The organism is Ruegeria sp. ABM4_193 (genome assembly GCF_056158705.1).
Genome location: NZ_JBSWTT010000001.1, coordinates 1,923,815 through 1,946,067 on the forward strand (window position 1 = coordinate 1,923,815; position 22,253 = coordinate 1,946,067).

General features: G+C 53.8%; 21 protein-coding genes. 17 read left to right on the forward strand and 4 right to left on the reverse strand.

Going from position 1 to position 22,253, the window contains the following annotated elements; translation table 11 throughout:
- Nucleotides 1-429 precede the first annotated feature (429 nt).
- On the forward strand, nucleotides 430-2,424 hold the full coding sequence (locus ACXADZ_RS09650; RefSeq protein WP_475195667.1) for a hypothetical protein: 1,995 nt from the start codon (nucleotides 430-432) through the stop codon (nucleotides 2,422-2,424).
- An 83-nt stretch (nucleotides 2,425-2,507) separates the two neighbouring features.
- Nucleotides 2,508-3,563: a hypothetical protein gene (locus ACXADZ_RS09655; protein ID WP_475195671.1), complete on the forward strand. Its 1,056-nt coding sequence runs from the start codon at nucleotides 2,508-2,510 to the stop codon at nucleotides 3,561-3,563.
- 480 nt (nucleotides 3,564-4,043) lie between these two features.
- Here the strand turns inward: ACXADZ_RS09655 and terL are convergent, their stop codons facing one another.
- From terL to ACXADZ_RS09670, 3 genes are all read right to left on the reverse strand, one after another.
- Nucleotides 4,044-5,522, reverse strand: coding sequence for a phage terminase large subunit (gene terL, locus ACXADZ_RS09660; RefSeq protein WP_475195676.1), 1,479 nt, complete (start codon nucleotides 5,520-5,522; stop codon nucleotides 4,044-4,046).
- The gene (locus tag ACXADZ_RS09665) at nucleotides 5,509-5,688 is read right to left on the reverse strand and encodes a hypothetical protein (protein WP_475195679.1); all 180 of its coding nucleotides are present in this window, start codon (nucleotides 5,686-5,688) and stop codon (nucleotides 5,509-5,511) included. The genes terL and ACXADZ_RS09665 overlap by 14 nt, the downstream gene beginning before the upstream one ends.
- A 146-nt stretch (nucleotides 5,689-5,834) precedes the next feature.
- Nucleotides 5,835-6,542 carry an IS6 family transposase gene (locus ACXADZ_RS09670; protein ID WP_475195681.1) on the reverse strand — a complete coding sequence of 236 codons (708 nt, stop codon included), beginning with the start codon at nucleotides 6,540-6,542 and terminating at the stop codon, nucleotides 5,835-5,837.
- A 192-nt stretch (nucleotides 6,543-6,734) separates the two neighbouring features.
- Here ACXADZ_RS09670 and ACXADZ_RS09675 point away from each other — a divergent pair, with 192 nt between their 5' ends.
- From ACXADZ_RS09675 to ACXADZ_RS09730, 12 genes are all read left to right on the forward strand, one after another.
- The gene (locus ACXADZ_RS09675) at nucleotides 6,735-7,163 is read left to right on the forward strand and encodes a MarR family winged helix-turn-helix transcriptional regulator (RefSeq protein ID WP_475195682.1); all 429 of its coding nucleotides are present in this window, start codon (nucleotides 6,735-6,737) and stop codon (nucleotides 7,161-7,163) included.
- A 432-nt stretch (nucleotides 7,164-7,595) separates the two neighbouring features.
- On the forward strand, nucleotides 7,596-8,633 hold the full coding sequence (locus tag ACXADZ_RS09680; protein WP_475195685.1) for a TRAP transporter substrate-binding protein: 1,038 nt from the start codon (nucleotides 7,596-7,598) through the stop codon (nucleotides 8,631-8,633).
- Between the two features lie 56 nt (nucleotides 8,634-8,689).
- A complete protein-coding gene (locus ACXADZ_RS09685; RefSeq protein ID WP_475195687.1) occupies nucleotides 8,690-9,274 on the forward strand; it encodes a TRAP transporter small permease in 585 nt (194 codons plus the stop codon).
- Complete coding sequence (locus ACXADZ_RS09690; protein WP_475195692.1) at nucleotides 9,271-10,584, forward strand: TRAP transporter large permease; 1,314 nt, start codon at nucleotides 9,271-9,273, stop codon at nucleotides 10,582-10,584. Before ACXADZ_RS09685 ends, ACXADZ_RS09690 begins: the two co-directional genes overlap by 4 nt.
- Before the next feature lie 91 nt (nucleotides 10,585-10,675).
- Complete coding sequence (locus tag ACXADZ_RS09695; protein ID WP_475195697.1) at nucleotides 10,676-11,440, forward strand: SDR family NAD(P)-dependent oxidoreductase; 765 nt, start codon at nucleotides 10,676-10,678, stop codon at nucleotides 11,438-11,440.
- A gap of 10 nt (nucleotides 11,441-11,450) precedes the next feature.
- Nucleotides 11,451-12,218, forward strand: a complete 768-nt coding sequence (locus ACXADZ_RS09700) for a crotonase/enoyl-CoA hydratase family protein (RefSeq protein WP_475195700.1) — start codon at nucleotides 11,451-11,453, stop codon at nucleotides 12,216-12,218.
- A gap of 4 nt (nucleotides 12,219-12,222) precedes the next feature.
- Nucleotides 12,223-12,696: a MarR family winged helix-turn-helix transcriptional regulator gene (locus tag ACXADZ_RS09705; RefSeq protein WP_475195705.1), complete on the forward strand. Its 474-nt coding sequence runs from the start codon at nucleotides 12,223-12,225 to the stop codon at nucleotides 12,694-12,696.
- Between the two features lie 11 nt (nucleotides 12,697-12,707).
- Nucleotides 12,708-14,525, forward strand: coding sequence for a feruloyl-CoA synthase (locus tag ACXADZ_RS09710; RefSeq protein ID WP_475195709.1), 1,818 nt, complete (start codon nucleotides 12,708-12,710; stop codon nucleotides 14,523-14,525).
- Between the two features lie 15 nt (nucleotides 14,526-14,540).
- The gene (locus tag ACXADZ_RS09715) at nucleotides 14,541-15,413 is read left to right on the forward strand and encodes an amidohydrolase family protein (protein ID WP_475195712.1); all 873 of its coding nucleotides are present in this window, start codon (nucleotides 14,541-14,543) and stop codon (nucleotides 15,411-15,413) included.
- Nucleotides 15,413-15,877 carry a DUF3237 domain-containing protein gene (locus ACXADZ_RS09720; protein WP_475195714.1) on the forward strand — a complete coding sequence of 155 codons (465 nt, stop codon included), beginning with the start codon at nucleotides 15,413-15,415 and terminating at the stop codon, nucleotides 15,875-15,877. The genes ACXADZ_RS09715 and ACXADZ_RS09720 overlap by 1 nt, the downstream gene beginning before the upstream one ends.
- Before the next feature lie 99 nt (nucleotides 15,878-15,976).
- Nucleotides 15,977-17,584 carry an acyl-CoA dehydrogenase family protein gene (locus ACXADZ_RS09725; protein ID WP_475195716.1) on the forward strand — a complete coding sequence of 536 codons (1,608 nt, stop codon included), beginning with the start codon at nucleotides 15,977-15,979 and terminating at the stop codon, nucleotides 17,582-17,584.
- Nucleotides 17,577-18,860, forward strand: coding sequence for a flavin-dependent oxidoreductase (locus ACXADZ_RS09730; protein WP_475195719.1), 1,284 nt, complete (start codon nucleotides 17,577-17,579; stop codon nucleotides 18,858-18,860). The genes ACXADZ_RS09725 and ACXADZ_RS09730 overlap by 8 nt, the downstream gene beginning before the upstream one ends.
- Here ACXADZ_RS09730 and pcaQ read toward each other — a convergent pair.
- On the reverse strand, nucleotides 18,857-19,780 hold the full coding sequence (pcaQ, locus tag ACXADZ_RS09735) for a pca operon transcription factor PcaQ (protein WP_171669722.1): 924 nt from the start codon (nucleotides 19,778-19,780) through the stop codon (nucleotides 18,857-18,859). The two genes, ACXADZ_RS09730 and pcaQ, sit on opposite strands and share 4 nt — an antisense overlap.
- Before the next feature lie 99 nt (nucleotides 19,781-19,879).
- Here pcaQ and pobA point away from each other — a divergent pair, with 99 nt between their 5' ends.
- From pobA to pcaC, 3 genes are read left to right on the forward strand one after another with little or no spacing between them, the layout of a single operon-like run.
- Nucleotides 19,880-21,049 carry a 4-hydroxybenzoate 3-monooxygenase gene (gene pobA, locus ACXADZ_RS09740; protein ID WP_475195723.1) on the forward strand — a complete coding sequence of 390 codons (1,170 nt, stop codon included), beginning with the start codon at nucleotides 19,880-19,882 and terminating at the stop codon, nucleotides 21,047-21,049.
- Complete coding sequence (gene pcaD / locus ACXADZ_RS09745; protein ID WP_475195725.1) at nucleotides 21,049-21,834, forward strand: 3-oxoadipate enol-lactonase; 786 nt, start codon at nucleotides 21,049-21,051, stop codon at nucleotides 21,832-21,834. The genes pobA and pcaD overlap by 1 nt, the downstream gene beginning before the upstream one ends.
- A complete protein-coding gene (gene pcaC, locus ACXADZ_RS09750) occupies nucleotides 21,831-22,208 on the forward strand; it encodes a 4-carboxymuconolactone decarboxylase (RefSeq protein ID WP_171669725.1) in 378 nt (125 codons plus the stop codon). Before pcaD ends, pcaC begins: the two co-directional genes overlap by 4 nt.
- Nucleotides 22,209-22,253 lie beyond the last annotated feature (45 nt).

Below are 22,253 nucleotides of genomic sequence, written 5' to 3' on the forward strand. Positions count from 1 at the left end.
TCTGAATGGATGATTCAAAAGCCCCAAATCCTCTCTCATCAAGTCGGCCCAATCCGTCTCGAGACTACTAAAACCGACTGCATTGGTATTGGTTTGAACGTAAATCTCGAGATTCTGGCACGGCGGCTGGTTTGACTTTAGGACTTTTTTGTGCACAATATTGGTAATAATTTAGAAAACTTTTAAAAATCCGTTGACGTATGCGCTGTCGGTATTGCTTGGCGCTAATTCCCTGTGAGGCAGTAGTTTTGAGAGCATTTGGCGAAGTAACCCTTTAGAGACACTTTTGAGGTGATCGTATGCGATTCGTGTTACTCTCTTTTTTTCTGACTTTTGCATCCCCTGCCGCTGTTGTGGCGCAAACCTGCCCGCCGGGTGAATGCCGCTAATCGATTAGCATAAGCTTTTTAAAACGTCAGAGATACCGTTATGTCAGAATCATCTGGTTGGCTTGGCCTACTATTCGGGGCCATAGTAGTTGTTTTTTATTCGTTCGAACAATTCAACCGGGCAAACTACGAAGAGCGATACAATCTTGACGAATTGATGCAGCTGCTCCCTCCGGATCAGTTGCGCGGACGCACCGTAGTGATGCGTGCGTATATAGGATATACGGTCATGATATTGAGCGTGTATTTCTTAGTCTGCGGTTTCTCCAACGTTTTTGCTTTGCTGGGACTTCCCGGGTCATCGGGCTCGCAACTGGGGGGAGGCGCGGAAACGATCGGGAGCAACGCCGACGGCTCTACCACGCAGTCGAAAACAGGTATCGATCCCAAAGTGTCGTTGGGCGTTGCTCTGATCATGGTCGGCCTTGCCCCTTCAGTCCCTGTTCTCAAGCGTCTGGAAGAGCAGGCGCGGAATTGGGCGCACAGGCTGGCAGGTATACCAACACATGTGCTGAATATCCGCGACACACTTCGCCATCGCAAAATCTCACTACCGAAGGATCATGATTACAAGCTGGATGGGTTAATGATCGACGCGAATGACTGGAAGCGTATCGACTCTTGCAATCACATTCTGAGAAAGCTGGATATGGACCCGCGGAGTTTCGAGCAGAAACTGCTGATCATCTTCGCGGCATCCAACTGGATTTTGGACAAAAAACTGAAACTGCACCGCGTCTCGGATAGGCAGCGTTTTCTACAATTGGAAGACAAGCTTCGCATTCAAAGGAAAGAGTTCGTGGCCACGCTGGATGAGTTGACCAACTTTCACACTCAAACGGATAGTACTCTGGCCGAACAAAAACCAGCCGCGGAAAAGGACGGCGACGAAAACGCCGATAACGGCGACGTTCATGTTGACAGGTTGATCAAATGGGAAAGGATCAATGAAAGGGCAGACGAACTGGTCAACGGGTTTTGTTTGCTGATCGCTTTGTATATCGAGCGTGGAATTATTCTGCAGGTTGCGGATGATATCGTCACGCGCGGGAACGGCAACCAGGCACATTGGGCGCGCCAATATGAAAAGGCGAGGGCACTGCTAAAGGAATTTACCGACAATACAATTAACGAGTCTAGAATCCAAGACGCCACCACCCGGGAAGCGATCCGGATTTTTGTCTGGACTTCGATATCGACGATTCTATTGACGTTGGCATGGAGCCTGACACTTGGAAAGCTCTCTTATGGGCTCCAGTATTCGCAAACTGTCGACAACTGGTTCGAGCCCGCTTGGGTCCAGTTCTTAGAGGCCTTATTCAGTTTTTGCCTGCCATTGGGCGTTGCGCTGATGGTTTGCACCTATCTCAAGAACCAGAGTCGCTGGCAAAACACCTGGTCAGCACGCATGACAGGTTTGCTTCCCCAATACTTTATGATGGTCTTGATTTCCTGGCTTTTGACGATGCTGATCGTGCTAGGTGTCTTCATTTGGTTGACGGCTGTGACTGAGAACTGGGGGTGGGACCTGGCGGTCGACAGGATACCTTACGTGTTTGAATATGAGGCTATCCCTAAGCTGCGCGGAGTGGTTCTAGCGGTGTTCATTGTCGTGTTACTGGACGCCTTGCCGACCCATAAATCGACCGAGAAACAGTACCATCCTGTAGCAGGGCCCACAGAACAACGTTTGGACGAAGCTAAAAGTGAGCCCGCGCCCGACCGGCCGCGAAGCCCGCCGGAAGATCAGAACCAAGTTAACGAACGACGTCTTGCAACTTGGTTTGTGCTTCTTACCGTTGGGACGACGATGGGGTTCCTCGGATTTTCTGGCCAATACATCAGATCTTCAATATTCGCGCGTAGAAACAACCTGACGGCATTTGACTCCATAGACGGAGGAATGATCGTTTACTCGACACTCTATTCGGCGTTTGTTGGAATGATTGTCATGTATGTTTTTACCCGGATTCTGCGGGACTGGCACGATGCTGAATCTGCCGAAGGTAACGCGGCTAAGGTTGAGGTGACTTAATGCAAACACTAATTGCTGCACTTTTGATCAATTGCTTATTGGTATGCCCAGCTCTTGCGCAGAGCCACGATAAGTCAGGAGAAGTGATCGTTGGCGTTCGTACGGATGCCCGACCCTACGTTTGGTGGGATGAAAACACAAAAGGGTACAATGGCTTCCTCTATGATCTGTGCCTGAAAGCCGTGGCGCGCACTGGCTATGTGCCCAAGGAAATGCCCGTCGATTCCAAGGCGCGTACCGAATTTCTGAACTCCGGGGTTGGGGGATACGATTTGTTGTGCGATCCGACAACACTGACGCTAAACCGAGCCATGAATTTTGCGGATCATGCTAGGCGTGGCAGTAACAGCTTGGGCGCGCTTCAGTTTTCTCAGATTTACTTCGTTGCAAACGGTGGCCAAGTGGAACTGAAAGCCAAAGACAGGATTGATGGAAAGGGGGCTTTCCTGATAAAGACAGAGAAACTCGGACATACGACGGAATGCGGAGGAATCGTGCAAGAGGTCTGGGCAGCACGGGATACCGACCAGGAAGCTGACCTCAAGAAAGACGCAGACAGTGGTCTAAGGCAACAGGACTTTCGTCAGTGGTTTAAGGACAACATTCAGCTCAGATATCGCGGGCCAGACGAAAAGCTTGAAAAACTCAACACAAATGTTTCGGTATGGGGTTATGTCAGCGGGACCTCGATCGAGAAACGGGTCATGTCCGACCGGCAGAGAAGTGATGAGGACAACAGGACCAAGGTCTGCTTAGTGGTCTTCGAAAACCATAAGGATGCCGTGGCCAGGTTTTGCGACGGGTATCTTGCCCGGTATTATGGGGATCTGGACATAATTCGCGCCACGATATCAGCCTCGCCTGGGACGAAATCTACCTGCGAGTATGAAGAACCGCCCGAACAGCAAAGGAGTTACGAACCCTATGCGTTTGTTATGTCGTCTGAGAGGCACCCGGATTTCCCGAACAGATTTGTTGCTGCTCTTTATGGGCTTTTTCATGATAACAGCGTGCAGAATGTTCACACTGCTAGCTTTCCGGGGGTCGACAAGACCAACTACCTCAATACATTGTTTCTGATTAACAAAGTTCCGTCTGGCGAGAGCGATGTTGCGGCAGCGCAAGACCTTGATGAGTGATTTTGCGGCCTGCGTAAGTTTACGGGCCACCGATCATACGCTCACCTGCGCCTCTGTTCGGACCATCCAGCTGGCGACTTACTGCGGGTTTAGTCCTAGGACGGATCGCCGCTCCCCGAGCGATCAGTTGTAAAACTTCAGACTTGATCTGACGGACACTAAGCTTGCGACGCTGAGACCGAGTTGCGCACTGTCCGATTGGTCGAGCGTTTTGATCGTCTTCTCGACAGCGATGTGTAGCGTTTCGCGGAGCGTGTGCATAGACATTTCCGTTCGCCCGACAAGGCCAGCTTTGCGGTGAAAGCGGTCTTTGCTGGACACTGCAGCATCCGACAATTTGGGCTCAAAGCCGTCATCCGACGGCATTAGCGATTAGACCGGTTTGTGGTTGCGAGCGGTCATTGGGGCCGCTCTCAGGATTGGTCCGACATCGGCCCTCCCAGTACTATTCAACGAGTTTTCAAGCTTGACGCTGAGGTTCTACCGCCGTCTGATCCGCTCGCGACGGCGCTCGCGACGTTCGATGTTTATCTGATGATCATGGCCTAGCGCCCGATAGAACCCCACTCCCTTGGACCAGTTCACAAAGTGGGCAAAGCTGTCGACCTGATCGTCGTTGCGTCCGCGTGGAAAGGATTGAAGCTCTCGTTTGAACACCGGCAGCCAGGGTGCATCTGCAGGCAGATAAACCTTGCCCTCTTCGACAGGACCGCAAGCGGACTGGAACCGGGTTTCCTTGTCCTTGTCGGGTTTAATGCGTTCGTAGCGCCGACGGTCATCACGAAACAGCTCGTCCAAAAGAGGTTTGCCTGAGGCCGCATCTTCGATCAGGACACGATCGGGATCCCAACGGCCGACAAGTTGCAGTGCCTTGGCTTTCAGGTCTGGGTAGTCTACCTGCCCGCGCCAGACGTCGATAAGATACCACGCATTTTCGCGGAACCCCCAGGTTGTACAGACAGAGAAATCAGATCGGGGGTCTGCCGACATGCCCGTATCCCAGCTCTGAACCACCAGTTGGAACCAGCGGCGATCTTCGATGGCCTCGTAGGTGCCAAACCACTCCCAGCGCAAGGGCGACCCGTCGGGAGCAATGGGGTTCTGCTGATACTGGCAATTGAACACGGCCGCGCCCATTTCGCGACGCTTGGTATCAAGCGTGTCCTGATCCAAACGGGACGGGCACAAGAGATCACCCGGTTTGCGGCGCATGACCCTTCCGCGCCCAAGTGGAACCACCTCATGTTCTTCGGCGATGGCAGGCAGGTTCAGGTGCCGATAGGTACCGCAGTCCAGCAGATAACCCGGCGGATCCATCTCGTGCAACCGTTGCGCAACCATAACCACACGCCCTTCGGCCGGATTGTCGAAGCGCGACAACAAGGTCCCCTCAATGAACTCCTGCGCCTTGACCAGCTCGGCTTCGGAGCCGGCATCTCCGGCTTTCAGCAGGTCATCGATGATGATGTAATCGGCGCCATGACCGGTGACAGAACTTCCAATGGAGACAGCCTTACGGCTGCCTCCCTTTGTGGTGCGGATTTCTTCTGAGGTGTTGCCCTTTTTAGCCAAGACCGTTTCAGGGAACATTTCCCGGTACCAGCGCGCAGACATGATCCGACGACAATCTTCGGAATGTTTGCGCGCCAGATCCAACCCATAGCTGGCAACGATGATCTTGGCGCTGGGGTTGTGACCGAGAAGATAAGCGACATATGCAACGGCCACGGTGACCGATTTCAGGCAACGTGGCGGGATGTTGATGATCAGTCGCTTGTTTTCGCCTCGACGGACATTGTCCAACTCATGGCACATGGCCCGCACATGCCAGGCCGGATCAAAGCTGCGGTCAGTCCCTTGATGCAGCGTGCCAAACACACGCCACACGAAGGGAAAGAAATTGTCCCGGCAAACCTCGCGCGCTGCTTGCAGGACCATTTTTGGATCAGGAGCCGTCATCTTCCGCCTCCTCATCTTCCGCACCGCCGTCACCGTCCAGTTGGCTGGAAAAGAAATCTCGGAGGATGTCGTAGTCGACAGCGTCCGGCTCAACCGCACGGACGCTTTCTTGCGCGTCCAATTCACTTGCGTTGAACAGATCTGTGTCCAGCTTAAGAAGCGCCATCAGCAATTTCGTGTCGCCCTTCAAAGCACCGGCCGTGAGCCGCTTGGCAATTGCCTCAGCCTTGGAAATCCGGATTTCGTGGCTGCCTTCGCGGGTGCTGTCAGACTAATTCGAACCAGTCTCAATTTGCTGCGGAAACCGCGAACCTATCCGGAACAAAGTTGACGCCACTCGCTAAGAGCGGCGGCGCGAGTCAGCTTGAAGGTATCTCGACTGGCTAGCGATCTTTCCTGGTTGAAGTGGTTGTAGACAGAGGAATGGACGGAGGCGAATTTCTGTAAACTTCGCATGCGCCTGAAACGCAGCATCGCACGTTCGCGCCGTCGGAAAGGAAGGTGCGAATTCTCGACGCGGTTGTTGAGCCACCTGCCCGTCTGTTGTTTTTCGAGCGCGCCCATTTCTCTGAGCGCAGCCTTGTAGGAAGCAAAGCGATCTGTGACGATCTCTTCGGCGCAACCGTGCCGCTTCATCAATTTCCTGAGGAATTTCAGTGCAGCCTGCTTATTTCGGCGTTTAGTGACAATGGCTTCCAGCACCTCGCCTTCATGATCAACGGCCCGCCAAAGATAATGCCGCTTGCCGTTAACCTTCACGAAAACCTCGTCAAAGTGCCACTTCCATTTGGAGAAGGCGCGCAGTTGCTGAACACGCTTCCGTCGGATCTCAGCTGCAAACATTGGACCAAACCTGTTCCACCAATATCGGACAGTTTCGTGGCTCACGTCGATGCCTCGCTCGTGCAACAGATCTTCGACATTTCGAAGCGATAGCGGGAAACGGATGTATAGCATCACCGCAAGGCGGATGATCTCTGGGCTGGTTTTGAAGTACTTGAAAGAGGCAGGTCTGGTCATGGGAAAAAGCTACGCAACCGCCCTTCCCGCCTCAAGCAAAGTTCTTCTGACAAGACCCGAACGAAAGTCCAAATTAGTATGTATACTTATTAACCAAAAGACGCAAGAATAATGTGTATACATATCTTATTGCATCCTAAATGTATCTGCAGGAGACTACCGAAACCAGAAGACCCAACCTTTGAGGCCTCTATGAAAGCGACTCGCATGGCCGGACACCTGATCCGGCGTTTGCACCAGAAGTCCACACAGGTTTTTGCGTCCAAACTTCAACAAGAAGGATTGGATCTAACGCCTGTCCAGTTTTCGGCAATGGACGCCGTTCGCTCAGTACCCGGATTGGATCAGGCTCAGGTCGCGACTCTCATTGCTTATGATCGCGCCACCATCGGAGGCGTAATCGATCGGCTTGAGAAGAAAGGATTGGTAGTACGCACAGTAAGCACCAAAGATCGACGTGCACGCGAAGTGCGACTGACAGAAGCAGGCAACGAGCTTTTTCAAAAGGCTCTTCCAGTCGTATTCAATCTTCAAAATGACATTTTGGACGGGTTGGATGACGTAAGCCGTGGTGTATTTTTAAAGTTGATTGAAACCGCCCTGCGAGAAGACAAGGCCTAGAACGCCAAATTGAAGCTGATTCTGCACTTAGTGAACCAATTTCACATCCCGACCAACCCATAGAAGGCAACGTTATAGTTTCTCAAATTAGAAACTATAACCTATAAATCATCAATTTACCTTTTGGGTTTGTATAGGCAAACTACTTTCTGGAGGAGTTCTAGGCGCGGGCATAGCTTGCTGTCTGCGCGGGATTGGGTGGAGATCTAAGCAGTTTTGGTACCGGCTAACCCGGCGTCTAAAAGTCATACAAAAAGCAATGAACTGTTATTGAAACGCGCAAGAGTCAGACCCACTACACCCCGGCCTATGCCAACTACAAGAACCGAAAGAACGAAAAATCTAGATGCATATTGTTATGCGATATAATCATTGTAGAGGCCAATTGTTGTCGATGACACAACGGCTTTGAGGTCATCAAGGGAGGAGACCATGAAGAAAACTCGCAGAACCATTCTCAAGACTGCGGTAGCAGCAATTGCCTTTAGCGCCGTGACCACCAGTGCATTCGCGGCAGACGTTACTTTGCGCATGCATCAATTCCTGCCCGCACAGGCAAATGTTCCCAAAAACATTCTCGATGTCTGGGCGGATAAGATCGAAGCCGAATCCGACGGGCGCATCGAAATCCAGCGCTTCCCGGCCATGCAGCTCGGCGGGAAACCCCCTGAACTGATTGATCAGGCCATCGACGGAGTGGCGGACATCGTGTGGACTGTTGCGGGATACACGCCGGGTCAATTCCCGCGCACCGAGGTATTTGAGCTGCCTTTTACCATGACAAATGCCGAAGCCATGTCCCGTGCGTATTGGGAATTAGCGGAAGAGACGATGATGGATGAAGACTTCAAGCAATTGAAGGTTCTTGGTCTCTGGGTACATGGACCAGGTTTGATCCACTCAAAGAAGCCAATTGAAAGTGTAGGAGACTTAAACGGTGTCAAACTTCGCGCACCGACGCGCGTGACCAATGGTATGTTTGGCTCGTTGGGAGCGACGCCGGTAGGCATGCCCGTCCCCGCGGTTCCTGAAGCACTGTCCAAAGGGGTAATCGACGCCACAGTCATCCCTTGGGAGGTCACCGGCGCCCTAAAAGTGAATGAGCTGGTCGACAACCACACCACCTTTGGTGATGACTCGCTTTACACCACGACCTTCATCTTCGCGATGAACAAGGACCGCTGGGATGCTCTACCTGACGACCTGAAAGCAATCATTGATGCAAACTCAGGCCTTGAGTTCTCGGCATTTGCTGGCAAACAGATGCAAATGGACGACGAAGGCCCACGACAGCAGGCCGTGGATCGCGGCAATAATATAATAACGTTGTCGCCAGAACAGGTTGCGGAGTGGAAAGCTGCCGCGCAGCCCACCACTGATGCCTGGATTGCCGAAATGGACGAAAAAGGAATGGACGGTACTGGCCTCCGTTCCCGAGCGCTTGAACTGATCGAGCAACACTCGAACTAAGCGACTTCCTCCCCAGAGCGATCTAAAGCTCTGGGGACACTTTTCCGGAGATCATCATGCAGAGATTGGTGGAACGCTTTGCGCGCTTCATGGCCATCACAGGTGGACTGGTCCTAACCCTGTTGGTCGTGTTGACATGCGTCAGCGTCATCGGACGCGGGCTGAATACGTTTGGTCATTCAGAGTTTTTGAAATCCATCTCTGACTCTGCTGCAAGTGCATTAATTGCGACAGGCGTTGGTCCACTAAACGGGGACTTTGAGCTAGTGGAGGCCGGTGTCGCCTTTTCGATCTTTGCTTTTTTGCCGATATGCCAGCTCTACAGCAGCCACGCGACGGTCGATGTATTCACAAACGCACTTCCAATCAAAGCAAACAAGGCCCTCATTACCTTCTGGGAATTGGTCCTCACAGTCGTGATCGTTCTTATAACATGGCGTTTGTACGTCGGCATGGAAAGCAAGATGGCCTACGGTGAAACCACCTTCCTTTTGCAATTCCCGGTGTGGTGGGCCTATGGGCTGAGCTTTCTCGCTGCTGTCGTCGCCTCAATGGTTGCCATCTACTGCGCCATCGCGCGAGCCGTTGAATTGGTTACCGGGCGTCACATACTTCCTTATGCCGGGGAGTCAGTCCATTGAGCATGCTTGAGTTGGGCTACCTGTCCTTTCCAATCCTTCTGACTATGATTTTTCTGCGCGCGCCGATTGGCCTTGCGATGTTTCTATGCGGTATCGGCGGACTTTTTTTTGCCATGGGCGGAACCAATATGTTCATGGCCAAGCTAAAGACCGAAACCTATTCGACGTTCTCCAGTTACTCGCTGACCATCATCCCGATGTTTTTGTTGATGGGCCAATTTGCCACCCTCTCCGGCATGTCGTCGGCCCTATTCAAAGCGGCCGAAAGCTGGCTTGGGCATCGCAAGGGTGGCGTTGCGATGGCCGCAGTCGGTGCATGCGCCGGATTTGGTGCAATTTGCGGATCATCGCTGGCGACAGCAGCAACCATGAGCCGGGTCGCCTTACCAGAGCTTCGTCAGTATGGTTATTCTGGTGGTTTCTCGACTGCGACGCTGGCGGCCGGTGGTACCCTGGGGATTCTCATCCCGCCATCAGTGATCCTTGTAATCTACGCAATACTGACCGAACAAAACATCGCAAAGCTGTTCCTTGCAGCCTTTGTACCAGGCATTCTGGCCGCGATCGGTTATATAATCACAATCTCAATTTACGTCCGGCTTTACCCTGACTCTGCTGGAACGCGTGAGGCCATCCCATATGCAGAGCGCATGCGCGCGCTTTTGGATGTATGGCCTGTACTTTTGGTGTTCGGCCTTGTGGTGGGAGGAATCTATCTGGGTTGGTTTACACCCACAGAAGGCGCTGCAGTAGGGGCTGCGGGTACAGGGTTGATCGCTCTGGTCTCGGGAAATTTAAACTGGAAAGTCTTTGTGGAAAGCATCATTGCTACGGCAACCAGCACCGCAATGATCTTTTTCATTGTGTTGGGCGCGGGCCTTTACAACAGCTTCCTTGCGTTGACTCAGGTGCCTCAGGAGCTTTCCAATTGGGTAGTTGGCCTGGGTCTGAGCCCGTGGATGGTACTAACCCTGATCCTGGCGTTCTACCTGGTCTTTGGCTGCCTAATGGATAGCCTTTCAATGATTCTGCTGACGATCCCGATCTTCTTTCCGGTCATCAGCGTTCTAGATTTTGGAATAAGTCCCGAACATGTCGCCATTTGGTTTGGGATATTGGTTCTAATTGTTGTGGAGGTCGGACTAATCACGCCTCCAGTCGGGATGAACCTCTTTATCATCAACGCAATGGATCGCGGCACCCCAATGGTAGAAACCTACAAGGCTGTAATGTGGTTCGTCACTTCTGACATTGTCCGGGTCATCATTTTGGTGCTTTTCCCCGCCATCACGCTCTTTCTAATTCCATAAACTAAACAACTTAGTAAACGGTGCGCCGTCTATCCAAAAAATAGATATGAGACAAAACAATGATTGATCATACAAAAATGGAGGTTCCCTCATGTACTTAAGCGGAAATGTTGCTCTGGTCACCGGGGGTGGTAGCGGTCTGGGAGCAGCCACCGCGCGTCGCTTTGCTGCCCAGGGCGCAAAGGTTGCCATCCTGGATTTCAACATCGAAGCGGCTCGCCAGGTCGCGCAGGAGATTGATGGTTTTGCCGTACAAACGGATGTTGCCGATGAAGCTGCAGTTGCCGCTTCATTTGACACAGTCACCGGGACCCTAGGCTCCGCGCCTCGCATCGCAGTCAGTTGTGCCGGTGTTGGCATGGCCGCACGCATAGTTGGGCGTGAAGGGAAACTCTCATTCGATGTCTTTGAGAAAACCCTGCGCGTGAACCTGTTCGGTACCTATAACGTCATGAGCTATGCGGCCAAACGCATGCTCGATTTGGAACCGCTATCCGACGGCGAACGTGGCGTGATCATCAATACGGCCTCGGTTGCATGGCAAGATGGTCAATTGGGCCAAGCAGCCTATGCAGCGTCGAAAGGCGCGATTGCCTCGATGTGTCTGCCCGCTGCACGCGAGTTTGCCCAAAACGGCATTCGCGTCATGGCGATAGCACCAGGATTATTCCACACGCCGATGATGGAGGGTCTGCCCGAGGATATTGCAGCAAAAATCACTGCGAACATTCCCTTTCCAGCCCGTCTTGGTGAACCCGATGAATTCGCGTTGCTGGCCGAACAAATCGTTGAAAATCCTTTCTTGAACGGAACCACAATACGTCTGGATGGTGCAGTGCGTCTGCCGCCTCGTTAAGGAGCCCCCTATGTCTGAACCCATTCTCGATATCCAGGTCGAAGGCCCGATCGCGACTTTGACCATGAATCGTCCGGGCAAACGCAATGCAATGTGCGAAGAGCTTTTGGAGGCGCTACAAGCCTTCTACTTCGATCCACCCGCAGATGTTCGCGTTGTTATCCTGACTGGCGTGGAGGGCCACTATTGTTCGGGTCTGGATTTGTCCGAGCATGTCCACCGCTCCGCCGAAGACAACCTGCATCATTCGCGCCATTGGCATACCGTCATGGAGAAGATCCAGTTTGGGGGGCTGATCACAGTCTCGGCAATGTTCGGCGCTGTAATCGGTGGCGGCTTGGAGATGGCCGCGTCTACGCATGTTAGAATCGCAGAAGCATCCACCATTTTTCAGCTTCCCGAGGGTCGGCGTGGTATCTTTGTCGGCGGTGGCGCCACGGCGCGCGTTGGTCGCCTGTTAGGGCCGGATCGCATGACCGAGATGATGCTCACCGGTCGCAAATACGGTGCGGACGAAGGGCTTTCATTGGGCCTTGCGCATTACTCAGTCGCAGATGGAACGGCGATGGAGTTGGCGCGAACACTGGCCGGTAAGATTTCCCGCAACGCCCCCTTGTCAAACTATCTGATGGTTCAATCGATCTCCCGGATCAACGACATGTCTCAGGCCGATGGGCTGTACACAGAATCTCTTGCCGCTGCCCTCTCACAAACCACCCCCGACGCACAGGAGGGCTTAAACGCTTTCCTTGAAAAGCGCGCCCCGAACTTCAGGTAGGACGATGAAAAAAACTGTATCTTCCACAACTGAAGCCGCCGAAGTCATAGACGTCGACGATAGCACGTTGCGTGGCTTTATCGGCTACCACATGAAACGCGCCTTCAACGTTGTCCAAAACGATCTAACCCGAACGCTAAAGCCCTTTGATCTGCGTATGTTGACGTACACCGCGCTGGTTATGATCGTCGACAACCCTGGCCTGCGCCAGTCTCAGCTGGCTGATGCGATGGACATCGAACGCCCAAACCTTGTGGTCATCATCGACGAGCTGGAACGCCGCGAGTTGATCGTGCGCGACCACGTGCCGACCGACCGCCGCGCCTACGCTCTCAAGGCGACGCTGGCCGGTCGGCAGCTTTACAACAAGGCAGTTGCCGCAGTTTCTGCACATGAAAAACAGCTGCTGCGCGGTATCGATCAAGACACACTCGACACTGTTTTGACCGTGATGAAAGCGATCGAGAAATCCAGATAGGAGACAGGAAATTGAAACGCACCTCAGAGTTTCTGGCCCACTCGGTTGCTCGCGAAGACCGGCCCGACGGCACCATCCTGCTGCGTTCCAACTATGCATTGGGCCCGGTTGTTGAGAAGACTGGCGTCTGGCTGCAGGACTGGGCAAAGAAGGTTCCGGACCGCACCTTCATCGCAGAACGCAGCGGCGCAGGCTGGCGCGAGGAAAGCTATGCGAGCACCTTGCAAAAAGTTCGCGCAATCGCCAGCGCATTGCTGGCGCGCGGCATGGGTCCTGACACCCCGATTATCATCATGTCTGGCAACGGTGTTGACCACGGGCTGCTGTCATTGGCAGCGCAATATGTGGGCATACCTACAGCGCCGGTGGCCGAACAATATTCACTGATCCACGGAGCACATGGTCGACTGCGACACGCGATCGAACTGGTGGGCCCAAAGATGGCGTATGTCATCGATGCGGATCAATATGGCGAAGCATTGGCTCTGGATGCGCTCGATGGTATCGAGATTATCGCCTCGCGCACGGGACAAAAACCCAATGTGACTCCGTTCGAGGAGCTGCTGAAGGGTGATGCAAGCGTTGATCTGGAAGCCGCCTACGCCAAAGTTGGCCCTGAAAGTGTAGCCAAGATTCTGATGACCAGTGGATCAACCTCGGCACCCAAAGGCGTCATGACCACCCAACGCATGATGTGCGTCAACCAGACTATGTTGGCAGACGCCCTACCCTTTTTGCGCACCCGGCCGCCGCGCGTTGTCGATTGGCTGCCATGGAACCATGTGTTTGGCGGATCACACAACTTCAACATGATGCTCGCCAATGGGGGCAGCTTTTATATCGACGATGGCAAACCGGTCAAAGGCCTGTTCGACCGCACGCTTGAAAACCTGTCGATGGTAACAGGTACACTCAGCTTCAACGTCCCTGTCGGGTATTCCATGTTGCTGGGCGCGCTGCAGAACGATACCGATCTGCGCAAACGCTTTTTCCAGGACCTCGATCTTGTATTCTACGCTGGCGCGTCTCTTCCACAGGAAATCTGGACGGGCTTCGAGAACATGGCCATGGAGGTCAAGGGTGAAATTCCCCTGATGACATCGTCCTGGGGGCTAACCGAAACGGCCCCCGCCACTATGATGCAAAGCGAACCGATCGATCGGTCGGGCATTGTTGGCGTGCCTATGAACGGTGTGACGCTCAAACTTATCCCCGATGAAGACATGCGTTGTGAAATGCGGGTCAAAGGCCCGAACCTGATGCCGGGGTATTTTAAAGCACCTAACAAGACCAAAGACGCTTTTGACGAAGAAGGTTTCTTTATCACTGGCGACGCAATGCAGTTCATCGACATGAATGACGTCAACAAGGGCATGAAGTTTGACGGCCGCATTTCAGAAGACTTCAAGCTGTTGACCGGTACATGGGTCCGTGCAGCCCAGTTGCGTATGGATATGCTGACCTGCCTTGCGCCGCTGGCGACTGATCTGGTGATAACTGGAGCCGACCGGGATCAGATCGGCGTGATGATTTTCCCAGACGTGGCTGAGCTGAAACGCGAAGGGTTTGATGTGAACGACCAGGATGGCGCCTATGTCTGCAAATTGCTGCAAGGAGAAATCCATCGCCGTCTTGCTGAGCGGGCACGGGAAATCTCGGGCAGTTCGACGCTGATCTCGCGCGCGATCGTTCTTAGTGAGCCCGCTTCGATGCCGGAAGGCGAGATGACGGCCAAGGGAAACCTTAATTTCCGAAAGGTGCTTACAAGACGCAAAGACCTGTTGGAACGGCTGTACAACAATGCCGATCCAGTGACTGTTTCGATTTAAGAAAGGAACACGGATATGGTTGATATCTCCAAAGTCCGCGCAATCGATATTCATACGCATGCCGAAGAACCTTGCGGGTGCCACAGCGACGATGGCTATGATGACCTGCAAGCGGCCATGGCGAAATACTTCAACGCCAAGATCGTGCAACCGACCATTGATGAAACGGCAGCTCATTTTCGCGCGCAGAACGTTGCAGCGGTGATTTTTCCGGTCGATGCCGAACGCGAAACCGGCTATCGCCGCTTTTCGAATGACGAAGTGCTTGAGCAGGTAAGCCGCAACAGCGATATCCTGATCCCCTTTGCATCAATTGATCCCTGGAAAGGCAAAATGGCAGTGCGCGAAGCCCGGCGTTTGATCGAAGACCACGGCGTCAATGGGTTCAAATTTCACCCGACGATGCAGGGCTTTTATCCCAATGACCGTATGGCATATCCGTTTTATGATTTGTTGGCGGAGCATGGGTGCATTGGCCTGTTCCACACTGGGCAGACCGGTGTCGGCAGCGGCATGCCTGGAGGCAATGGGATGCGCCTGAAATTCTCGCACCCCATGTTTCTTGACGATGTTGCCGTCGACTTCCCGGACATGAAGATCATTATGGCGCACCCGTCCTTCCCTTGGCAGGAAGAGGCGCTTTCAGTCGCGCAGCACAAGCCCAACGTTTATATCGACCTGTCGGGCTGGTCGCCAAAATACTTCCCCCCTATCCTAGTGCGGTATTGCAATTCGATCCTTAGGAAAAAGGTGCTGTTCGGCTCTGACTGGCCAATGATCACACCGGAACGCTGGTTGGCTGATTTCGAAGCAATCGATATCAAGAACCACCTGCGCGAGGACATTATCAAGAACAATGCCGCACGCCTGCTGGGGCTGATGGACTAATGCAGATCCCCGTCCCTACTCTCGAACATAGCTTTACCCTTCGGGTCGAGCTGTCCTCCCCCCTTTCGCTTGGGCAAGGACGGGCTGGTCAACGCCGCATCATTCCAATTGTTGGGGGTGCGGCGCTAGGACCTGACATTACAGGTGACGTTCTAAACCTCGGCGCTGACTGGCAAACGATATTCGAAGACGGCGCAACTCATTTGGACACGCGATATGCCCTGCGCACCAGAGACGGCGCTGTAATCGAAATCGTCAACATCGGCACGCGGCACGGACCAGCCGAAGTCATGGACTGCCTTGCCAAAGGTGAAGATGTGGACCCTGCGCTGTACTACATGCGTACCGCTGCTCGTCTGGAAACCGGCGACGAACGATACCGCTGGGTGAACAATACCCTGTTCATCTGCGCTGGCATCCGCCGGTCTGATGCCGTGGAAATCGCCTATCACCGGGTTTGCTAGCCCGCCCTACGCTACCGAAATCAAAAAGATGGGAACAGCGGCACCGGTCCCATTCTAGAACGAATGATACCTGACGTTCTTCCGTATTGGAGACACCGAATGAAACCGTTCCAGGCCCCTCTAGAAGACATTATGTTTTCGCTCAACCACATTGCCGAGGCAGGCGCCTTGGCTAACTGGGATAGCGAATTTGCCTCCGAGATCGGGGGGCATTTCGCAGCTTTCGCCGAAGGCGAAATTGCGCCCTTGGACGAACCCGGTGACATGCAGGGATGCGCGCTGCGCAACGGTCGCGTCTCGATGCCCGATGGATTTGGTGCCGCCTACGCCGCTTATGCAGAACAGGGTTGGCCGTCGTTGACTGTGCCCGAATCCTATGGCGGTCAGGGCATGGACGCGCTGATGCTCGCGATCACGTCCGAGATCTTTTCCGGCGCTAATCACAGCATGCAGATGGTGACGGGTCTTGTCCCCGGCGCGGCGCGAACGCTGCTGCGCTTTGGCACCGAAGATCAGAAAAACCGCCACCTGCCGCCGCTTGCCTCCGGGGAAACGCTGGCGACGATGTGTCTGACCGAACCTGGTGCGGGATCTGATCTTTCACGCGTAAGATGCAAAGCGGAACAGAGTAACGAAGGCTGGTCCATCACGGGCGAGAAGATCTTTATTTCGGGCGGGGATCAGAACATCAGCAAGCGGATTCTACATCTGGTTCTTGCACGTACCTCTAATGATGGTGTCAAAGGCTTGTCGCTGTTTCTTTGCCCCTGCACCCTGCCCGATGGCAACCGAAATGCGGTCAGCGTGACCCGGATTGAAGAGAAAATGGGGCTTCACGCCTCTCCCACCTGTCAGTTGGCGTTCGACGGGGCGCAGGCTGAGTTGATCGGGCAAGAAGGTCAGGGCCTGACGGCAATGTTCACGATGATGAACCACGCCCGCGCAGATGTTGCCTTGCAAGGGGTTGCCCATGCCGCGCGCGCCTATGACATAGCCAGCAGCTATGCAGCCGAACGCATTCAGGGGCGGGGTTCAGACGGAGCTCAGGTCACATTGGAACAACATGCAGACGTGCGCCGCATGCTGGACGAAATTGACTGGCTGACAATCAGCGGTCGGGCAATGGCGCATCTTGCCTTCGTCACGCTGGAAGATGGCAGCAATCCTGATCTGGTCGAGTTTTTGACGCCCGTTACCAAGGTCTATTGCACCGAGGCAGGTATGCGCGCTGCAGAACTGGGAATGCAGGTTTTAGGGGGTTATGGCTATCTGCGCGAGTATCGGATCGAACAGACCTATCGCGATGCACGGGTCACGACAATCTATGAGGGGGCCAACGGAATACATGCGCGCATGCTGGCGACACGACTCGCCCAAGGACCGGCAGGTGATGCCTTTGAAGCATTTGTTGAGAAAGAGAGCGCTAGATGGCAATCTTCCAAAATCACTTTAACTTATGAAAGCTGGCGACAGGGCCGCGCAGAGCTGTCTAGAAGTGATCCATCCGGACTTGCCCATTCATTCATGCAGGCGACCACCGAAACCTTACTGGCCTGTCTGCGTGCCCGTTTGTGTACCGCTGCAGAGCACCATCCTGAACCGGAACGGATCGCGCGGATCTGCGGTTGTCGTTTGGCACCGATAAACAGCGGAACTAAACGCTTTCACCAGACGACTCCTCAGAAAAGGCTAACGCAGCATGACTGATCGACGCGTACTCATCGCTGGCGGCGGAATTGGAGGACTCTCTCTTGCGCTGACCCTGCATCAGATCGGGGTGGAATGTGTGGTGTTTGAAAGCGTACGCACATTGAAACCGTTGGGCGTCGGAATCAATCTACAACCCAACGCGGTGCGTGAGCTTTTTGACCTTGGGATTACACCAGAAGATCTTGATCGGTTTGGAGTCCCCGCACAAGAATGGGCGCTATTGGGTCTTAAAGGACAAGAGATCTACGCCGAACCCCGTGGAACCTATGCGGGGTACCATTGGCCCCAATACGCCGTTCATCGTGGCGAGTTCCAAATGGCCCTGTATCGCTGTTTTGTTGAACGCGCTGGGGCCGCGTATGTTCGTCTGGGAGCACGGGCCACAGGATACGAGATCAACCCGGATGGAAGCGTCACGGCCATACTGAAGACAGATGCCGGAGAAATCCGGGAAACCGGAACCGTTTTGATCGGTGCAGACGGTATCCATTCAGCAATTCGGGCGCAGATGCACCCCGAACAACCTCCGATCCATTGGGGCGGGGCCATCATGTGGCGCGGGACGACCTTGGCGCAACCCATACGAACGGGCTCATCCTTTGTTGGGCTTGGCACGCATAAGCACCGGATGGTGATATACCCGATCTCGCATCCTGATCCCAAAACCGGGATGGCCCTGATCAACTGGATTGCCGAAGTCACATATGATGATCCTACCGCCCACGAGACCACCGGATGGTTCAGACAGGTAGGCACCGAGGATTTCGCCCATCACTTTGACAGTTGGAGATATGACTGGCTCGACGTGCCCGAACTGATACGCAATGCAGATGCCACATACGAAAACCCGATGATCGATCGCGATCCTATCCCAAGCTGGGTGGACGGTCCGGTTGCCTTGATGGGTGATGCAGCACACGCGATGTATCCGACCGGCTCGAACGGGGCTAGCCAAGCCATCATTGATGCGCGAACGCTTGGCGCAAAATTCTTGGATCATGGCCTGAACCTGGACGCGCTTGCAGACTATAACGAAACACTGTGCGAACCCGTTTCCCAATTGATTCTACGCAATCGTGGGGCCGGGCCTTTTGGGCTGTTGAACATAGTCAATGACCGCTGTGGGGGAGACTTCGATAACATCGACGACGTTATCCCAGCGGACGAACGTGCTACATTCATGGCCAAATACAAGGCCGCTGCTGGTTTTGCGCGGGATGCATTGAATGATGCGCCTCCGACTATTGCAGAGGGCGCCCAGGTTCCCTGCTAACTCGATTTCAACCCTAACCGATCCAGCACGTTGTTTACTGCAAGGCTGAACACCTGAGCCTGCGGAGACAGAATGTCATCCGGCCGATGCATCAACCCCACAGGGCCGCGCGTAATGGATGTTTCGAAAGGCAAAGCAACCATGTGGCCATCCGCGATTTCGTTAGCTACGACCCCTGCCGAGATAACCCAAACCGCATCCGTCCTGCGTGTGTAAACACGTCCAAAGGCCCCCGAAACGGTCTCCAGACGCTGCTCAATCTCGCCGACACCATGGGCAATAAGGAACCGATCTACCAGAGATCGTATAGCAGAACCTTCTGGGGGATAGATAACTTGCCACTCGCCAATACGTTTTACATCGGGATTGGACAACAACGGGTGCCCGGCGCGGACGACAAATTCTACCCTCTCTTCATAGAGCTGCGTAAACGAAATTCCCTGCATCGTGTCAGCCTGACCCAAGCGGCCAATCACAAGATCCAAATCTCCCAGCCGCAATCTTTCAACCAGATATCCATGTGGGCCGTCCATAATTCGCAGACTTGTCTGCGGCGCCAGTTCTGCAAATTCTGTCGCTACATCCGGCATCAGGCGCGCGGCGACCGAAGGCAACGCACCGACTGACAATCGTGTTTTCCCCTGCGCCCCAACCTGTTCAACGCCCGTAAAACCCTGCTGAATCGCTGCAAGTGACATTTCGGCGAAATGAAGAAAGACCTCTCCCTGCCTTGTTAGGGACACACCTGATCGGTTCCGCACCAGCAGGGTGGCACCCATAATCTCTTCCAGCTCTTTCAGCGTCTTTGAAATGGCTGGCTGGGTCAGAAACAGTTTCTCGGCCGCAACTTTGAGGCTTTGTTCCCGACAAATCTGAACAAAACACTGAATGTGGCGAAACTTGATGCGCCTGTCGATCACTTACTTTCCTCTTTCGACAACCAAACCGAACGTATCTTCATTTTACATTGCAATCTTTGGCAATCAATATGTGTTTCAGCAGAGAAAGAGGAGGAGCTCATGCGCACTCAGGTCGCCATCATCGGAGGGGGTCCGTCTGGCCTTTTGCTCAGCCAGTTGCTGCACCGCAAAGGGATCGAATCCGTGGTGCTTGAACGGAAGACCAAGGACTATGTCCTAGGTCGCATTCGCGCAGGTATTCTTGAAACAGGCTTTGTAGACCTGATGCGCGAGGCGGGTGTGTCCGATCGGATGGAAAAGGAAAGTTTCATTCATGATGGAACGGTCATCACATACGAAGACACGCGGTTTGGTATCAACTTTAGTGAACTGACCGGGAAACATGTCGTCGTGTACGGCCAGACCGAGGTAACTCGCGACCTGTATGACGCACGCGAGGCGATGGATGGCAAAATCGTCTTCAATTCTGAAAACGTCGGTATCCATGATGCCGATGGTGACGCGCCTTATGTGACCTATTCAGTTGAGGGCACAGAACACCGGCTTGATTGCGATTTTATCGCGGGGTGTGACGGGTTCCACGGAGTTAGCCGCCAGACCATCCCCCTAACCGTCCGCAAGGAGTACGAAAAACTATATCCTTTTGGCTGGCTCGGCGTTTTGTCGGAAACCCCTCCTGTGCATGAAGAACTGATCTATTCTGGTTCTGATCGCGGCTTCGCACTGTGCTCGATGCGTAACGAGAACCTCAGCCGATACTACATTCAGTGCTCGCTTTCGGATTCGCCCGATGATTGGACGGACGCCGCGTTTTGGGAGGAACTAAAGCGTCGCATACCGGATGAATTCGCTGATCAACTCGTGACCGGAGACTCGATCGAAAAATCCATCGCGCCCCTTCGGTCTTTCGTTACTGAACCGATGCGCTGGGGACGTTTGTTTTTGTGCGGCGATGCCGCTCATATCGTACCTCCAACAGGCGCCAAAGGGTTGAACACGGCCGCTAGCGATATTCACTACCTCTACAACGGATTGCGTCAATTCTACGAAGATGGCGAGAGCGAGGGCATTGACAGATACTCGGAAAAAGCCCTTGCCCGCATCTGGAAAGCCGAACGGTTCAGTTGGTCCACGACAAATCTGTTGCATCGTTTCCCAAAGCAGAACGCGTTTGACCTGAAAATGCAGCAGGCAGATGTCAATTTCTTGCGTGACAATCGCGAGGCCCAGTCAGTCTTTGCCCAGAACTATGTTGGACTGCCATACTGATGTTAATGGCTGACCTCAATACTGTGCGCTTGCACTGGAAAGAGGATGGGGATCCAGATGGTTTTCCCATTGTCTTTGCAAACTCGTTGGGTACAGATTTGCGTCTTTGGGACAAGATCGTGTCGCGTCTTCCGAATGGTCTGCGGATCATCCGATTTGACAAGCGCGGACATGGCTTGTCTAGTTGCCCACCAGCCCCATACAGCATGGCGGATCTGACGGATGACACAGCTGCATTGCTGGACTATCTGGAAGTCTCGACCTGTGTGTTTGTCGGGCTGTCTATCGGTGGTATGATAGGCCAATCCCTTGCAGCGCAAAGACCCCAGAGGATCAAGGCACTGGTTCTATCGAACACGGCCACCAAAATGGGCGAAGCCCAAATGTGGCAGGATCGTATCAGCGCCATCCGCATGAGCGGGATCGAAAGCCTTGCCGATGCCATTCTCAACCGCTGGTTTGCATCGGATTTCCTTGCAACTGCGGAAGCAGAGGCTTGGCGCAATATGCTGATTGGAACGCCGGTTGAAGGGTATATCGGCTGCTGCGCCGCGATCGCCGAAACGGATTTGTCGGAGTCAACATCCACACTACGGGTGCCGGTGCTGGGAATTGGTGGCAGAGAAGATGGGGCCAGCCCTTCTGAGCTTGTCCGCGCAATGACGCAGCTTGTGCCAGATTCCCGTTTTGTCGAAATCGAAAACGCTGGTCATCTGCCTTGCGTGGAACAACCCGGGGCCTTTGCCGGTCACCTGACCACATTCCTTAAGGAGACATGCCTATGAGCGACCGTTTCGAAAAAGGTATGGCCGTACGCCGCAGTATCCTTGGAGATACGCATGTTGATCACGTCGAGAACGGCAAGACCGAATTTGACCAGCCCTTCCAAGCTTTGATCACCGAAGGCGCATGGGGCACCGTTTGGGCTTCGGACGGTATCAGTGATCGCGAACGGTCGATGCTGACGCTCGCCTTGCTGGCAGCACTAGGGAATTTTGAGGAAATACCTATGCATATCCGCGCGACGGCCCGGACCGGGACAAGCAAGCAGGATGTTCTGGAAGCGTTTCAGCATGTCGCGATCTATGCTGGAGTTCCGCGCGCCAATCATGCCCTGAAGCTTGCCAAACAGACTTACCAAGAGATGGAAAACGAATAACACTGGGAAACGCGCTGAACATCCCAGCCCAAGGAGGCGAACCGC

Excerpts from the sequence above, each read along its gene's own strand:
- ACXADZ_RS09650 (WP_475195667.1), top strand. The coding sequence starts at position 430 with ATGTCAGAATCATCTGGTTGGCTTGGCCTACTATTCGGGGCCATAGTA.
- terL (WP_475195676.1), bottom strand. The coding sequence starts at position 5,522 with ATGACGGCTCCTGATCCAAAAATGGTCCTGCAAGCAGCGCGCGAGGTT.
- ACXADZ_RS09665 (WP_475195679.1), bottom strand. The coding sequence starts at position 5,688 with ATGGCGCTTCTTAAGCTGGACACAGATCTGTTCAACGCAAGTGAATTG.
- ACXADZ_RS09670 (WP_475195681.1), bottom strand. The coding sequence starts at position 6,542 with ATGACCAGACCTGCCTCTTTCAAGTACTTCAAAACCAGCCCAGAGATC.
- ACXADZ_RS09675 (WP_475195682.1), top strand. The coding sequence starts at position 6,735 with ATGAAAGCGACTCGCATGGCCGGACACCTGATCCGGCGTTTGCACCAG.
- ACXADZ_RS09680 (WP_475195685.1), top strand. The coding sequence starts at position 7,596 with ATGAAGAAAACTCGCAGAACCATTCTCAAGACTGCGGTAGCAGCAATT.
- ACXADZ_RS09685 (WP_475195687.1), top strand. The coding sequence starts at position 8,690 with ATGCAGAGATTGGTGGAACGCTTTGCGCGCTTCATGGCCATCACAGGT.
- ACXADZ_RS09695 (WP_475195697.1), top strand. The coding sequence starts at position 10,676 with ATGTACTTAAGCGGAAATGTTGCTCTGGTCACCGGGGGTGGTAGCGGT.
- ACXADZ_RS09700 (WP_475195700.1), top strand. The coding sequence starts at position 11,451 with ATGTCTGAACCCATTCTCGATATCCAGGTCGAAGGCCCGATCGCGACT.
- ACXADZ_RS09705 (WP_475195705.1), top strand. The coding sequence starts at position 12,223 with ATGAAAAAAACTGTATCTTCCACAACTGAAGCCGCCGAAGTCATAGAC.
- ACXADZ_RS09715 (WP_475195712.1), top strand. The coding sequence starts at position 14,541 with ATGGTTGATATCTCCAAAGTCCGCGCAATCGATATTCATACGCATGCC.
- ACXADZ_RS09720 (WP_475195714.1), top strand. The coding sequence starts at position 15,413 with ATGCAGATCCCCGTCCCTACTCTCGAACATAGCTTTACCCTTCGGGTC.
- ACXADZ_RS09725 (WP_475195716.1), top strand. The coding sequence starts at position 15,977 with ATGAAACCGTTCCAGGCCCCTCTAGAAGACATTATGTTTTCGCTCAAC.
- ACXADZ_RS09730 (WP_475195719.1), top strand. The coding sequence starts at position 17,577 with ATGACTGATCGACGCGTACTCATCGCTGGCGGCGGAATTGGAGGACTC.
- pobA (WP_475195723.1), top strand. The coding sequence starts at position 19,880 with ATGCGCACTCAGGTCGCCATCATCGGAGGGGGTCCGTCTGGCCTTTTG.
- pcaD (WP_475195725.1), top strand. The coding sequence starts at position 21,049 with ATGTTAATGGCTGACCTCAATACTGTGCGCTTGCACTGGAAAGAGGAT.
- pcaC (WP_171669725.1), top strand. The coding sequence starts at position 21,831 with ATGAGCGACCGTTTCGAAAAAGGTATGGCCGTACGCCGCAGTATCCTT.